At 62.6% G+C, this 13,968-nt stretch carries 12 protein-coding genes and 1 pseudogene; 9 read left to right on the plus strand and 4 right to left on the minus strand.

All coding sequences use genetic code 11. The features are described 5' to 3' along the window. The 6 genes from nth to BLR13_RS18040 all read left to right on the plus strand — a co-directional run bounded on the left by nth (position 1) and on the right by BLR13_RS18040 (position 6,915). Positions 1 to 774, plus strand: coding sequence for an endonuclease III (gene nth, locus BLR13_RS18015; RefSeq protein ID WP_074821025.1), 774 nt, complete (start codon positions 1 to 3; stop codon positions 772 to 774). A 199-nt stretch (positions 775 to 973) separates the two neighbouring features. Continuing rightward, complete coding sequence (locus tag BLR13_RS18020) at positions 974 to 2,011, plus strand: HlyD family secretion protein (protein ID WP_433994283.1); 1,038 nt, start codon at positions 974 to 976, stop codon at positions 2,009 to 2,011. Continuing rightward, the gene (locus BLR13_RS18025; RefSeq protein ID WP_074821019.1) at positions 1,998 to 3,626 is read left to right on the plus strand and encodes an MFS transporter; all 1,629 of its coding nucleotides are present in this window, start codon (positions 1,998 to 2,000) and stop codon (positions 3,624 to 3,626) included. Before BLR13_RS18020 ends, BLR13_RS18025 begins: the two co-directional genes overlap by 14 nt. Before the next feature lie 171 nt (positions 3,627 to 3,797). After that, positions 3,798 to 4,850, plus strand: a complete 1,053-nt coding sequence (locus tag BLR13_RS18030) for a type III polyketide synthase (RefSeq protein ID WP_074821016.1) — start codon at positions 3,798 to 3,800, stop codon at positions 4,848 to 4,850. Further along, on the plus strand, positions 4,847 to 5,362 hold the full coding sequence (locus BLR13_RS18035) for an isoprenylcysteine carboxyl methyltransferase family protein (RefSeq protein WP_074821010.1): 516 nt from the start codon (positions 4,847 to 4,849) through the stop codon (positions 5,360 to 5,362). Before BLR13_RS18030 ends, BLR13_RS18035 begins: the two co-directional genes overlap by 4 nt. Continuing rightward, the gene (locus BLR13_RS18040; RefSeq protein WP_171944953.1) at positions 5,359 to 6,915 is read left to right on the plus strand and encodes a DHA2 family efflux MFS transporter permease subunit; all 1,557 of its coding nucleotides are present in this window, start codon (positions 5,359 to 5,361) and stop codon (positions 6,913 to 6,915) included. The genes BLR13_RS18035 and BLR13_RS18040 overlap by 4 nt, the downstream gene beginning before the upstream one ends. Before the next feature lie 242 nt (positions 6,916 to 7,157). On the opposite strand, the gene BLR13_RS18045 is transcribed toward BLR13_RS18040, so the two are convergent. After that, entirely contained in the window at positions 7,158 to 7,937 is a 780-nt protein-coding gene (locus BLR13_RS18045) for a hypothetical protein (protein WP_074821006.1), read from the minus strand. A gap of 346 nt (positions 7,938 to 8,283) precedes the next feature. On the opposite strand from BLR13_RS18045, the gene BLR13_RS18050 reads away from it, so the two are divergent. Continuing rightward, on the plus strand, positions 8,284 to 10,149 hold the full coding sequence (locus tag BLR13_RS18050) for a caspase family protein (protein WP_074821003.1): 1,866 nt from the start codon (positions 8,284 to 8,286) through the stop codon (positions 10,147 to 10,149). A gap of 49 nt (positions 10,150 to 10,198) precedes the next feature. Further along, on the plus strand, positions 10,199 to 10,339 hold the full coding sequence (locus BLR13_RS40210; RefSeq protein ID WP_157793708.1) for a hypothetical protein: 141 nt from the start codon (positions 10,199 to 10,201) through the stop codon (positions 10,337 to 10,339). Between the two features lie 132 nt (positions 10,340 to 10,471). Here BLR13_RS40210 and BLR13_RS18055 read toward each other — a convergent pair. After that, a pseudogene (locus tag BLR13_RS18055) lies at positions 10,472 to 10,764 on the minus strand (IS701 family transposase); the annotation flags it as partial. A gap of 384 nt (positions 10,765 to 11,148) precedes the next feature. On the opposite strand from BLR13_RS18055, the gene BLR13_RS18060 reads away from it, so the two are divergent. Then, positions 11,149 to 11,514 carry a RidA family protein gene (locus tag BLR13_RS18060; RefSeq protein ID WP_074831382.1) on the plus strand — a complete coding sequence of 122 codons (366 nt, stop codon included), beginning with the start codon at positions 11,149 to 11,151 and terminating at the stop codon, positions 11,512 to 11,514. On the opposite strand, the gene BLR13_RS18065 is transcribed toward BLR13_RS18060, so the two are convergent. Together BLR13_RS18065 and BLR13_RS18070 are read right to left on the minus strand one after the other, a co-directional pair. Then, positions 11,515 to 12,267, minus strand: coding sequence for a sulfate transporter family protein (locus tag BLR13_RS18065; protein ID WP_074821000.1), 753 nt, complete (start codon positions 12,265 to 12,267; stop codon positions 11,515 to 11,517). It abuts the gene before it with no gap. A 176-nt stretch (positions 12,268 to 12,443) separates the two neighbouring features. Then, positions 12,444 to 13,856 carry an MFS transporter gene (locus tag BLR13_RS18070; protein ID WP_074820997.1) on the minus strand — a complete coding sequence of 471 codons (1,413 nt, stop codon included), beginning with the start codon at positions 13,854 to 13,856 and terminating at the stop codon, positions 12,444 to 12,446. Between the last annotated feature and the right edge of the window lie 112 nt (positions 13,857 to 13,968).

Here is a 13,968-nt window from a genome sequence, read left to right on the forward strand (position 1 = left end):
ATGGCCAAAAGCATCCGTTCCCAACGCGCCCAAAAACCGGCGGTTCGATCCGCGCCGAAAAAGCCGGCGAAAAAACCTGCCAAACCGCTGCCCAAACCGGCGGCAAAAAAGCCAGCCCAAAAATTGGCCAAGCCGAGACCGTGGACCGCGGCCGAGGTCTATGAGGCCTTCAGCCGTTTCCGGAAAGCCAATCCGGAGCCGAAGGGCGAACTCGAACATCTCAATCCCTATACGCTGCTGGTGGCCGTGGTGCTGTCGGCACAGGCAACCGACGCCGGCGTCAACCGGGCGACGCGCGCGCTGTTCGCGGTTGCCGACACGCCGCAGAAGATGCTCGCGCTCGGCGAGGAGACCGTGCGCGATTACATCAAGACCATCGGGCTCTATCGCAACAAGGCCAAGAACGTCATAGCGCTGTCGGAAAAACTGATCGCCGAATTCGGTGGCGAGGTGCCGCGCACCCGCGCCGAGATCGAGAGCCTGCCCGGCGCCGGGCGCAAGACCGCCAACGTCGTGCTCAACATGGCCTTCGGCGAACACACCATGGCGGTGGATACCCACGTATTCCGCGTCGGCAACCGCACCGGGATGGCGCCGGGCGATACGCCGCTCGCGGTCGAGCTCGGGCTGGAAAAGGTCATTCCGTCCGAATTCATGCTGCATGCCCATCACTGGCTGATTCTGCACGGGCGCTATATCTGCCTGGCCCGCAAACCCCGCTGCGACGTATGTCTGATCAACGATCTTTGCCGCTGGCCGGAAAAGACGGTCTGAGGCATGCTCATCGTTACGTCGCGAAGCGTCGTCATTCTCGCGAGGAAGAACCTGATTTGAGGGGGATAGCTTGAGTCAGCAGGATCAGACCAGCCCGGCACCGTCGGCTCCGGCCGCCACAGCGCCCTCGCAAACCGCGGCGGCGGTTGCCGCAGCCCGCGCGGCAGCACTTCAGCGCGGCGCGTGGAGCCGGTTTGCGATTCCACTGTTCGCGGTGCTGGTGGCCTTCCTCTTCATCGCGCTGGCGACGTTGCGCTGGGATGCCTGGGTCGGTAACGCCACGACCCAGACCACCAACGACGCCTATGTTCGCGCCGAGATGACGCGGCTGAGCAGCCGGGTTGCCGGCGAGGTTTTGACCGTCGCCGCCAATGATTTCCAGCGCGTCAAGGCCGGCGATCTCCTGATCCAGATCGATCCCGCCGACTACCAGGCCCAGGTCGCCCAGGCCGATGCCGCCGTCGCGGCCGCGCAAGCCGCCCTCGACAATCTGAGCAACCAGGTCGAGCTGCAATACGCCACCATCGCGCAGGCCGAAGCGGCCCAGGTCTCCGCCGCTGCCGAAGAGGTTCAGGCGCGCCAGGAACAGGAACGCCAGCAGTCGCTGTCACAGACCGAAGCCGGCACGCGGCAGAAGTTCGAACAGGCGACGGCTGCCTATGCCAAGGCGCAGGCCGACGTGCGCGCCAGCCGCGCCGTCATCGCCGCGCAAAAGCACCAGATGGAAGTGCTGGCCGGAACCAAGAAGCAGCGCGCCGCCGACGTGCTGGGCGCGCAGGCCGCATTATCGGCGGCACGGCTCAAGCTCGGCTACACCAAGATCGTAGCACCGTTCGATGGCGTCGTCGGCGAACGCCAGGTTCAGCCGGGCGACTATGTCAATATCGGCAGCAGTCTCATCAACGTCGTGCCGCTGCCGAACGTCTATGTGATCGCCAATTACAAGGAGACTCAGTTGACGCGGGTCAAACCGGGCCAGCCCGTCGACATCACCGTCGACAGTTTCCCGGACGAGAAACTGCACGGCCGCGTCGAGCGGGTTTCTCCGGCCTCCGGATCGCAATTCGCGCTGCTGCCACCGGACAACGCCACCGGCAATTTCACCAAGGTGGTGCAGCGCGTTCCGGTCCGGATCATCCTCGACAAGAACCAGCCGCTGCTCGAGCGCCTGCTGCCGGGCATGTCTGTTGTCACCAATATCCACACCGGGGATGCGGGGACGGATGGCGGAAAATGACGGCGCCGATCGCGGGCCGCTGTCGCGCGGCGGCATTGCTCCCCAACCGCTGTTCGCGGTCGGTGCAGTGCTGCTTGGATCCTTTCTGGCCAATTTCGACAGCCGCCTGACCTCGGTTGGCCTCGCGGATCTGCGCGGCGCGTTTTCACTGGGGTTCGACGAGGGCGCGTGGCTCTCGACCGCCGGCATCGGCTCGCAGATCTTCATTGCGCCGGCGGTGGCGTGGCTGGCGACCGTGTTCGGCCTGCGCCGCGTGCTCGGTATACCCAGCCTGGTCTATGCGCTGGTCTCGCTGACGATCCCGTTCGTCCACGACTATCCCACGTTGATCGCGCTCAGCATCGTGCATGGCATGCTGCTCGGCACCTTCGTGCCGGCGACGCTGATGATCGTGTTCCGAAACCTGCCGATGCGCTGGTGGCTGCCGGCGATCGCGATCTATTCCATCCGCGTCGGCTTCGCGCTCGATACTTCGACCTCGCTGGTCGGCTTCTATGTCGAGCATTGGGGCTGGCAATGGCTGTACTGGCAGGGTGTCGTGATCGCGCCGCTGATGGGCCTGATGGTCTATCTCGGTACGCCCAGCGAGCCCGTCAATCGCGCGCTGCTGCGAGATGCCGACTGGGGCGGTATGTTGCTGCTCGGCACGGCGGTGTCGATGATCTATGCCGGGCTCGATCAGGGCAACCGGCTGGATTGGCTGGAATCCGGTACGGTGATGGCGCTGTTGCTCGGTGGCGGTGTGCTGTTCATTCTGTTCCTGGTCAACGAGATGCTGGCGCCGCAACCCTGGGCGCACATCAACGTGCTGTTTTCGCGCAATGTCGGCCTCTCGCTGGTCATCATCCTGCTCTATACCCTGACCAGCCTATGCAACTCGTCGCTGGTGCCGAATTTTCTCTCGGTGGTTGGAGGGCTCAGGCCCGAGCAGACCGGCGTGCTGTTGTTCACCTATGGCGCGCTGCCGATGTTCGCGCTGGTGCCGTTCGCGATCTATCTGCTGCGCCATTTCGACGCCCGCACCGTGGTGGTGCTGGGATTTTCGGCGTTCGCGGCGGCCAATCTCTGGGGCACGCAGCTCAGTCACGATTGGGCGCGGGAGGATTTTGTCGGGATCGTGCTCCTGACGTCGGTCGGTCAGGCGCTCACACTGTTGCCGATCATCATCATGGCGCTGTCGAATTCCGATCCCACCCGCGCGACCTCGTTCGCGGCCTATATCCAGATCATGCGGCTCGGCGGCGCCGAGATCGGCGTCGCCCTGATGGGAACCTGGCTGCGCGTGCGCGAACAGATCCACTCCAATTATCTGGGTTCGCATATCGAAAATGGCAGCGGCGACGTCACCCGCATGCTCCAGAAGCTGTCGAATTTCTTTGCCAGCCACGGCGTGGGGACTGCGCCGGCGCGCGCGGTGGGAACGCTCTCGGCGCAAGTCGCGCGCGAGGCCAACACGCTCGCTTATATCGACGGCTTCTGGCTGTGCTTCTGGCTGGCGATGGCCGCCCTCGGCTGCACCGCCCTGATCACCCGCGCGCCGCCAGGCCCGTTCACGCCGGCGCCGTTCGGCTTTGCGAAAAGCCTGCTGCGGAAATGCGGCGTGCCCGTGTCGTAACGGCGGACGGACCGTCATCAACGCGCCGCCATTTCCTGCAGGATGGTCGGAGATCTCGACCGGCGGCATTCAACTTATCTTGAATGCCCGGAGCGTTCGACGATCGCCGCTGGCGAAATAATCGTCCCGCCAAACGGTTCATGTTCTTGGGCCAGAGGCAGGGACAGCGACATGGGTGACACGGCCGCGTTGATTTCTTTGGCGACCTCGGTTCCGCCATATCAATTTCACCAGAAGCAAATCCTTGCGGCCGCGCGTGACGTCCTGACCGATCGTTACCCGGAGTTCGAAACGCTTTCGAGCCTGTTTGCCAATACCGGCATCCGCCACCGTTACGGCGTCAAGCCGATCGAATGGTATCTCGAGCGACGCGGCTGGCCGGAGCGGACACAGGCTTTCCTGGAAGGCGCCGAAACGCTGTTCATCGATGTCGCGGGCAAGGCGATGGCGGGTGCCGGCCTCTCGGCCGGCGATATCGATACGGTCGTCACGGTGAGTTCGACGGGGATTGCGACGCCGACGCTGGAGGCGCGCGTCGCCGGCAAACTCGGCTTGCGCCCGGATGTCTCGCGCGTTCCGGTGTTCGGTCTGGGCTGCGCCGGCGGCGTGTCGGGGCTGTCGATCGCCGCAAGGCTGGCGCAGGCGCGGCCCGGCACCAATGTGCTGCTGGTCGCGCTCGAGCTCTGCACGCTTGCGGTACGTCATGACGAATTGACCAAGGCGAACGTCGTCGCCGCCAGCCTGTTCGGCGATGGCGCCGCGGCGGTCGTGCTGCGCGCGGGTGATGGCGGCGCAACCCGGATCGAGGCATCAGGCGAAAAACTGTGGCCGGATACGCTCGACATCATGGGCTGGAGCGTCGACCCCGAAGGATTTGGCGTCATTTTCCAGCGGACGATTCCAGGCTTCGTTGCCGAACATATGCGGCCCGCCGTGGCCGAGATGCTGTTGCGTATGGAGCTTTCGGTCGACGATATCGATCGTTTCATTTGCCATCCCGGCGGGACCAAGGTGATCCATGCCCTGGAGCAGGCGCTCTCGCTTCACCAGGGCGCGCTCGACCACGAGCGCGAGGTCATTGCCGATTACGGCAACATGTCGTCGCCGACCGTCCTGTTCGTGCTGGAACGCACGCGCGCACAGGGGTTGCCGCCGCGGTCGCTGCTAACGGCGCTCGGGCCCGGATTCACCGCAAGCTGCGTCGCGCTGCGGCACGCATCATGAGTTTCGCTGCCATCATTCTCGCCGTGGTCACGCTGCAGCGCCTGGGCGAGCTCGCGCTGGCGCGCCACAACACCGCAAAATTGCTGGCACGCGGCGCGATCGAGGTCGGCGCGAGGCATTATCCACTGCTGGTGTCGGTCCATGCGGCGTGGCTGATGGCCTTGTGGGTGTGGGGACGCGACCAGCCTGTCAATCTCACGGCACTTGCCGGCTTCGTCGCGCTGCAGGGCTTGCGGCTGTGGATTCTGGCAACGCTGGGGTCGCGGTGGACCACGCGCATCATCGTGCTGCCGGGCGAGCCGCTGGTCGTGTCCGGGCCTTACCGGTATTTTTCGCATCCCAATTATGCCGTCGTCGCCGGCGAGATTGCGCTGCTTCCCTTAGCGCTGCATCTGCCGGTCACGGCGCTGGTCTTCACAGTGCTGAACGCTGTTGTGCTCTGGATCCGGACACGTGCCGAGGCACGCGCGCTTTCTTCCCTGCGCGGCCAGCTCGCACGCGCCGCTTCATGAGCGGGCGGCAGGAGTTTTGGTCGGGCACGCCGGAGATCACGCCGTCGATTCGAACCTGGGCCGGCTTTCTGCTGATGTGCCTTGGCATGTTCATGGCCATTCTCGACGTCCAGGTGGTGGCGACGTCGTTGCCGACGATCCAGCGTGAGCTGGCCATCTCCCCGGATGCCATGAGCTGGATCCAGACCGCCTATCTGATCGCGGAGGTCATCGCGATTCCTCTGACCGGCTTGTTCACGCGCGTGCTCACCTTGCGGGGGTTGTTCGCCGTGGCGGTCGCGTTGTTCACGCTGGCATCGGTCGGATGCGCCTTCTCAGGCTCGCTGGCCGAGCTGCTGGCTTACCGGGTGGCGCAGGGTTTTTCCGGGGGCGTGCTGATCCCTGCGGTATTCTCCGCGGTATTCCTGCTGTTTCCGGCGCGGCTTCACGCCGTTGCCACCACCATCGGCGGCGTCGTCGCGGTGATGGCGCCGACGGTCGGGCCCGTCGTCGGCGGCTGGATCACGGACAACTGGTCGTGGCCGTGGCTGTTCCTGATCAATGTTGTTCCGGGATTGATCGCAGCCTTGGTGACGCCGTTGCTGTTGCCGCGGCAGGAGACCAATTTCGGCGAACTCGCGACGCTGGACGGCCTCTCGCTGGTGCTGCTCGCCGCGGCGCTTGCCGCGCTCCAGATCGGGTTGAAGGAAGCGCCGCAGCGCGGCTGGCTGTCGCCCACCTGCGTTTGCCTGCTGCTGGCGAGTGCGGTCGGCATAGCCTGGTTCGTGCGCCGCTCGCTGCGTTCGGCGCATCCGGTGGTGCAGCTCGCGACGCTGCGGCGGCGTTCGTTTGCGATCGGTTGCGGCCTGAGCTTCTGTCTCGGCGTCGGGCTGTTCGGCTCGGTCTACCTGATGCCGGTGTTTCTCGCTTTCGTGCGCCGCCATGACGCGTTCGAAATCGGCACCATCATGCTGGTGACCGGGGTCGCGCAACTCGCCGCAGCGCCGGTCGCCGCTTTGCTGGAGAGCCGGCTCGGCGCACGGTGGCTGACCGGCGCCGGCTTTGCCCTGTTCGCGCTCGGGCTTGGCCTGAGCGCCAATCAGCCGCGTACGGCCGACTTTGACGAAATGCTCTGGCCGCAAATCCTGCGGGGCATCGCCATCATGTTTTGCCTGCTGCCGCCGACCCGCATCGCGCTCGGCGCGCTGCCGCCATCCGAAGTCGCGGACGCCAGCGGATTGTTCAACCTGATGCGCAATCTCGGCGGCGCCATCGGCATCGCGCTGATCGACACCATCCTGTATGGCCGCAGCGGCATCTATGCCGAGGACTTTCGCGTTCGCCTGCTGGCGGGTGACCTCACTGCGGCCATCGCGATCGGGCTCGATCCGGCGCTAGTCGCCAACCGGCCGCCGGGACCGCCCGACGAGGCCGCCATCGCGTTCGTCCGGCCGCTGGTCGAGAAAGCGTCGCTGGCGCTCTGCGTCAACGAGGCCTGGGCGATGCTCGCCTGCGTGGCGGTTGTCGGCGTGCTGCTGGTGCCATTCGTGCGCGAGCGGGATGCGCAAGACTAGAGCGGCCAAGCGCTCTAGGCCGTGTACTCCTGAACCCGCAATGTCCGCTCTCAAGCGCAAACCGGATGCTCAATCCTGTTGAGGCTGACTTCCGTTTCTGGACCCATTGCGGGCATTCCGGTCCAGAGTTTAAGTTTAACCGGTGGGTGATCAGCTCTCTGCCTTTGCTGCGCCTGTAGCAGCGGCCGCCCGCGTGCGGGGCATAGCAAAGGAGGCTCGGACAAAGTTACTTCCTGCTAGGCCTAATTGCGCCAACCGAAGGTTTGCAGGAACGACGGCGCCTGGACATTTTGCACAACCTGGCCCTGTTCCTGTGCTCGGGCCTCACGTGCGGGCGGGTCCTGTACCCGTGAATTTTGCTCCCGCCGGACTTTCTTTCGGGGATTGTGCTCGGGCCGCATCTCTGCCCGTGCATTAAGGGTGTGCCGGACGTGTCGGTGCTTTTGCATGGGCCGGAGAGATGCTCGGGTATCTTCCGCAACCTGTGGTCGGTCATTTTGCAGAACCTGTGCCGGGGCATCCTGAACAGACTGTACGGGGCCGACCTGCGCATCTTTCTCGGCCGCCCAAGCCTGGAATTGCCTAAACAGGCCTTCAGATGCTGGCTCACTATTTTCCGTCTGACTCTGCGTCTGACTCTGACCGGCGGGTTCAGAGGCGGCAGCAATTTCTTCGCGGGGTGGCGCGTCCTTTGCGGTCGGCGACAAAGCCTGAACATCGGCGGTAGATTGAATTGTTGGCGCTGACTGATCGGTGCCAGGCTGGAGCGCCGATTTGTCGACCAGCGAAGCCTTGACGTCCGCTATGGAAGCCGTGACGTCCGCAAAGAGCGTCACTGGATTTCCCATCGATAGAATCGCAATACCCAGCGCTGCCGCCGCTGCAGCCCAAATACTCGCATTGAGGACGCGGGACGAGATAACAGCTCTGTCCCAAGCTTTCCCCATAACCTGCTGCTCAGGTTCATCGGCGAGAAAGCGAGGCAAACGATGGTCCGGATTAAAACCGTCTTTGATCCGCATTGGGAGATGCCTCCTCTTAGTGGTCTTGTCGGGAGTACCCTCTATCGAGGTCCAAAAGGCGGAGAAACCTTGACTTTACTCGGGCCGGGGAACCACGAGATTCACCGGCCGTACCCTCGGGTTTCGGGAACTCGCCTTGTTCGCCGATGGATAGAGCTAGTCGCCACCGCCCCACGCAGCGCAAAATTGTGAAGCGCCGCGGTGACTCGCGCAAAGACACGTCGCCTATTGGACCCACAGCGGACTGTCTCAACACCGAGTGTGATCGTAGTCACAGACGATTTCGGGTTGGGTTTTGTTATGGTCGGCTAGACTGGTAGCCTATTGCTGATTTGGAAATTTGCCGATGCGCGCCGTGGGGGCATTTGTATTAGCTGTTTGTTCGTTCTGGCTTTTTAGCCAGCCTGCTTTGGCTGAAAAGCGCGTCGCACTGGTGATCGGCAACTCTTCCTATCGGAACGTGGCCAAGCTCAGTAATCCCGCGAACGATGCAGCGGCCGTTGCCACGATGTTCAAGTCGGCAGGCTTCGACACGGTCGAGTCCAAGCTCAACCTAACCGTGGGCGAATTGCGCAAGGCACTGCGCGACTTCGGCAACAGGAGCCGGGACGCAGATGTCGCCGTTGTCTACTATGCCGGACACGGCATCGAGCTTGATGGCACGAATTATCTCATTCCGGTCGACGCCACGCTCGAGACGGATACAGACGTCTTGGACGAGACGCTGCCGCTGGACCGCGTCCTGGTAGCGATTGAACCGGCGAAGCAATTGCGGCTTGTTATCCTCGATGCCTGCCGGGACAACCCGTTCGCTAAAAACATGAAGCGAACGATTGCGTCGCGCGCGATCGGGCGCGGCCTCGCCAAGGTCGAGCCTTCCAGTCCTAACACGATGATCGCGTTTGCCGCCAAGGCGGGTTCGACGGCGTCTGATGGTGACAGCAAGAACAGCCCGTTTGCGACGGCGCTGGTCAATCACCTGACCAAACCCGGCCTCGATCTTCGCAAGGCGTTCGGATTTGTCCGTGACGATGTCTTGAAAGCGACCAATAATGCGCAAGAGCCGTTCGTTTATGGTTCGTTGGGCGGCAACGACGTAACGCTTGTGCCGGCGGCGCCAGCGGCTGTCGCTGCGCCGGTCGACCAAGACGCCACCATGCGGCGCGACTATGAATTCGCTGACCGGGTCGGGACAAAGCCCGTATGGGATGCCTTCATCGAGAAGTATCCTTCAGGTTTCTTTACCGCACTTGCCAAAGCGCAGCGTGACAAGCTTGCAGCGGAAGCCGCGCGGGTCGAAGCCACGAACAAGGCAAAAGCAGCCCAGGAGGAGCAAATGCGGCTTGCCGCCGAAGGCGCCAAAGCCGCCGAACAGGCAAAGGCCGCTGAAAAGGCGAAAGCGGCTGAGAAGGCGCAGGTTGCCGCTGAACTTACCAAGAAGGCCGAGGAAGCCAAGGTGGCAGAAGCCGAGCGCGTAAAGGCCACAGCGCTTGCGAAGGCCGCTGAGAAGGAAGCTCAACGCGTCAAGGCGGCCGAAGAGGCCAAGATAGCAGAAGCCGCTCGCCTGAAGGCCGCCGAAACGGCCAAAGCCGCGGCGGATGCAAGGGCTGCCGCTGAACAAGAAATAAAGGACGACAAGGTCGCAGCGTTAACGCCGCCGGCTGAAAAATCCGATCAGCCGAAGGCGGTCGATCTCCCCCGGTCGCTCCAGGCCGAGCTGCGGCGGGTTGGCTGCAACACGGGTGCGGTGGACGGCAACTGGAATGCGGCCTCGCAGCGGTCGCTCGATCTGTTCAACAAGCACGCAGGTTTGAAGCTGGAGGCCAAGCTTGCGAGCGTCGATGCACTCGATGCCGTCAAGAGCAAGACGGCGCGCGTTTGCCCGCTGATTTGCGAGCGCGGCTTCCGCGCCGATGGCGATCGCTGCGTGAAGATCACCTGCAAGGCCGGCTTCCGCGTCAACGAGGACAATGAATGCGAGAAGCTGCCGGAGAAGCCGGTCGCCAAACGCGAAGACGCTGTGCCGAAGCGCGATGCCGAGCGCAAGCAGAACGAAGCTGCACCGGCGAAGCCACAGGCGTCGGGACAAATCATTTGTTCGATGCAGGGATGTCGTCCGGTTCAGAAAGGGTGCCGGATCGAGCAAAACAGACCCGGCACATCAGGTCACGGTTCTAACGGTGGTTCGGGCCAAAATGAAGTTTGCAACTAGAGCTGAAGATCGATGCGTGGTATATATATATATACGGATATTGCTGTTCGTGACCGCCCTGTCACTTTGCGCCCACGAAGCCTATGCCGACAAGCGCATTGCGCTGGTGATCGGCAACTCGGCCTATAAGGAAGAATCCCGCCAATGGTGCCAATGCGGTCGCGACGTCACTTCCGTTCATGGCACTTAGCGGACTGCCACCGGCGGGGTTCCTTTGTCCGCTTTCGGGGATGAAGCGAGACTACGTGTCAGAGTTGAAGCGACAGCTCTATGAGTCCACGACCTAGCACTACTTTGGCAGATTTACCCACGCCACTGTTTTTCACGGCTTCGTCTTCGGCAGTGTGGGCATTGCTGAGATAGTGGTCGAAGAATGAGATCGACGATGGCGTGGCGGCCGGCAGGCTAGGCTGAGGCGGCGGTCGGTTGATTCTTTTTTTCGCCCCGCTTGTGTGAGGTGACGATGTTGCAGGAAGGCGTAGGCGATCATGGTCATCAATGCGTGACGATGAAGACATTGCCAGGATCGTCCCTCGAAGTGATCAAGTCCGAGTTTTTCTTTCAACTGCTGATGCCCTGTTCGCAAATCCATCGTGCCTTGATGGTGGCGGCTAGTCCGGCGCGCTTCATCCGACGAAAGCTTGCCAACGCCGAAACTGTAGCGCTGCGCGTCGTCGCGGCAATAAAGCCACGCCAAGGTTACGCACGTTGGTGTCCTTGACGACGTAGCACTCCGAATTTTCCCGGACCAACGTGCAGGGAGGTCGAAAACGGCGGCTTGATTCTGTAAGAACATGACCCGTCGACGGTCAATCTGGAATAGCGCATGTCCCCGGTCTCTCAGACGAACGAATGGGACGATGAAAAATGTCAAGTGCGGGTTCAAGAATGTCTCGACTTGTCTACTGAGCCTACCCTAGGTAATTCGTTAGTCTGCGGGGATGCGATCAGCCAAACATGGCCGGCGGGCGCCCTTTTGTGTGCAAACAGGAGCGTGCAGTGGCGGTACGAAAGCTCGATCCGGAGGGTGCCAGGCGCTTCGCACACTTCAGTCAAGCGGTCTTGGTTGAGGTTCCCGGTCCCACACTCTACGTCGCCGGTCAGGGCGACGTGATCGGAGACTTCGAAATCCAGGCGCGGAAGGCCTGGACGCAAATCGAGGTCCTGCTCAATGAGGCCGGAATGACGTTGACCGACGTGGTTAAGGTCACCGGTTATGTTGTCGATCGAAATTACGTTTCCGCGTATCGCGCCGTTTTCCTGGAAGTGATGGGCGAGGTACGCCCAGCGTCCACGCTCGTCATTTGCGATTTGGTGCACCCGGCGATGCTGGTAGAGATCGAAATTGTAGCTACGAAGAACTAGCTAGATCGTCGGCACGCCGCTCTGCCGTCTCGGTTCGATCAGTTCCGGCCGCGGGCCGCTCAATCGCTTGTGCATGTGAACCATCAAGGCCATGCCGAACAAAGGCGTCGCCAGGTTGACGATTGGGATCGACACGAAGGCTGCGATAATCAGCCCGGCGGTGAATACGGTGGCGGCATTGTCCTTGCGCATCGCCTTGGCTTCCGCCGGCGAGCGGAACCGCATGGCCGCGAGTTCGAAATATTCGCGCCCCAACAGCCAAGCGGTGGCGATGAAGAAAATCAGGAAGCCGGCACCGGCGAACAGCACAAAGGGCAGCGCGACCAGATAGACCAGGATCGTCAGCAGCGCGGTCTTGACGCCCTCGGGGATTGCGACGCCGAGCGGCAGTGCAGTGCCGGGGCGCTCTGCCGGATAATGTTCACGCTCGACATGGTCGGCGACGTCGTCGACGAACACGCTGGCGACCAGCGAGGTAATCGCCGGCATTAAAAAGATACCTCCGAGCACGACGCCAAGGCCTGCCGCGATCGAGACGATCCAGGCCAGCACGTTGAGCGGGGTATGAAAGCCCGGGCCCAGCATCGCTTCGGCCCAGCCTTCGCCGTATTCGGCGAACCAGCTCAGCAGCCGCTGCAGCCCGATCGCCAGCACCGTGATCATCACCAGCGCCAGCCCGATCGAGCGCCACAGGATGGAACGCATCGGTGGCGACAGGATCTGCGATAGCGCCTTGACGGCGGCGTCCAACATGGCGGTTCTACCTCTCCTCGAAAAACCCTCGCGAGAGGTAGAGATGCGCAAGGGTTAAGACAAGCCCTTCGGCAAGAGGGAGATCACAAGCTGATAAGCCAGCTTCTGGTCTCTGCACTTTTTTGGCGCATGATCTTGTCGGAAAACCGGAATCCACTTTTCCGGATCATGCGCGTTCAGGCGTCGAGCGGCTTGCCGCGCACGTTGGGGCCGAAGGTCGCGATCACGATGAGGACCAGGATCATGGCCGAGGTGATCAGGCCGAACACGCCGCCGACGCCGCCCACCTTCAGCATGTAAGCGACGATGAAGCCCGAGAACATCGCGCTGACCCGGCTCATCGAATAGACCAGCCCCGATGCCCGCGCGCGGATCGCGGTCGGGAACACCTCGGTCTGATAAGCGTGATAGGCGTAGGACATCGTCATGTTCGCAGCCGTGAGCAGCACGCCGCTCAGGATCAGGAGCGCCGGCGCCGTCAGTTGCGAGAACGCAGCCCCGAACAGGATGATCGCGACGCAGGCGCCGCAGATGATCCATTTGCGCTCGAGCTTGTCGGCGAAGCTTGCGGCCAGCAGCGGCGCGATCGGATAGGCGAAGGCCACGATGAAGGAATATTCCAGGCTCTTGGTGACGGTGATGCCCTTTTCGACCAGCAGCGTCGGCACCCAGTTGGCAAAGCCGTAGAAGCCGAACGCCTGGCAGAAGTTGAACACCATGAACATCACGACCAGCGGCAAATAGGGCGCCCGGAACAGGTCGCTGAAGCCGACCTTCACGGGTGCACTCGCGGGCACCATGCTCGGTGCCGCTTTCGGACGCGCCGTGGCGCGACCGGCGGCGGCTTCCAGTTTTGCCAGAATTTTGAGGGCCTCATCGGTCCGGCCGTGGCGCGCCAGCCAGAGCGGGCTTTCCGGCACGTAGAGCCGCAGCACCCAGATCACCATGCTCCCGGCGACGCCGATCAAGACCACCCAGCGCCAGCCATCGATGCCATAGGGTTTGAGCGGCACCAGCCACCAGGAGAGAAAGGCCACGATCGGCACAGCAATGAACATCACGGACTGGTTGACCGCAAACGCACGGCCGCGCATCCGGCTCGGCACCAGTTCGGTGATGTAGGCGTCGATGGTGATGATCTCGACGCCGATGCCGATGCCGGCGATGAAGCGCCACAGCAGCAGTCCTTCGGATGTCGACTGGCACGCCATGATCACCGACGCCGCCGAATAGCCCAATAGCGCGTAGGTGAAGATCGCGCGCCGCCCGAAACGGTCGGCGAGAAAGCCCAGGAAGAACGTGCCGGCGAACAGCCCGGCAAAGGTCGCGGCGACGAACGCGCCGATGCCCGAAAAGCCGAAAAAGGCCTGGGTCGTCGTGGTCAGGAGGCCGCTGCGGGTCAGGCCCGGCGCGATATAGCCGGTGAAGAACAGGTCGTAGATCTCAAAGCAGCCGCCGAGCGACAGCAGGATCACGAGTTTCCAGACATAGGAGGAGGCCGGCAGGGCCTCGAGCCGCTGCGATATCGCGTCCGCGCCGCCGCTATTGGCCGCAAGCCGGGTGCCGGCGTCGATTTCGAGCGCACTCATGATGTCCTCCCCTGAAGGTCCTTTGGCCGTCTTTCTTGGAAGACGTTGGTGCCGACATATTTTGACGCGTTTTCTTGACGCGAACCGGTATCCACTTCGCGTGAAAACGCTA

The organism is Bradyrhizobium ottawaense (assembly GCF_900099825.1).
Taxonomy (GTDB): domain Bacteria; phylum Pseudomonadota; class Alphaproteobacteria; order Rhizobiales; family Xanthobacteraceae; genus Bradyrhizobium; species Bradyrhizobium ottawaense_A.

Bases quoted from the DNA above. Each gene is read 5' to 3' on its own strand.
- BLR13_RS18070 (WP_074820997.1), bottom strand. From the start codon at position 13,856: ATGAGTGCGCTCGAAATCGACGCCGGCACCCGGCTTGCGGCCAATAGC.
- BLR13_RS18040 (WP_171944953.1), top strand. From the start codon at position 5,359: ATGAGCGGGCGGCAGGAGTTTTGGTCGGGCACGCCGGAGATCACGCCG.
- BLR13_RS18045 (WP_074821006.1), bottom strand. From the start codon at position 7,937: ATGCGGATCAAAGACGGTTTTAATCCGGACCATCGTTTGCCTCGCTTT.
- BLR13_RS18025 (WP_074821019.1), top strand. From the start codon at position 1,998: ATGGCGGAAAATGACGGCGCCGATCGCGGGCCGCTGTCGCGCGGCGGC.
- BLR13_RS18065 (WP_074821000.1), bottom strand. From the start codon at position 12,267: ATGTTGGACGCCGCCGTCAAGGCGCTATCGCAGATCCTGTCGCCACCG.
- nth (WP_074821025.1), top strand. From the start codon at position 1: ATGGCCAAAAGCATCCGTTCCCAACGCGCCCAAAAACCGGCGGTTCGA.
- BLR13_RS18035 (WP_074821010.1), top strand. From the start codon at position 4,847: ATGAGTTTCGCTGCCATCATTCTCGCCGTGGTCACGCTGCAGCGCCTG.
- BLR13_RS18030 (WP_074821016.1), top strand. From the start codon at position 3,798: ATGGGTGACACGGCCGCGTTGATTTCTTTGGCGACCTCGGTTCCGCCA.
- BLR13_RS18050 (WP_074821003.1), top strand. From the start codon at position 8,284: ATGCGCGCCGTGGGGGCATTTGTATTAGCTGTTTGTTCGTTCTGGCTT.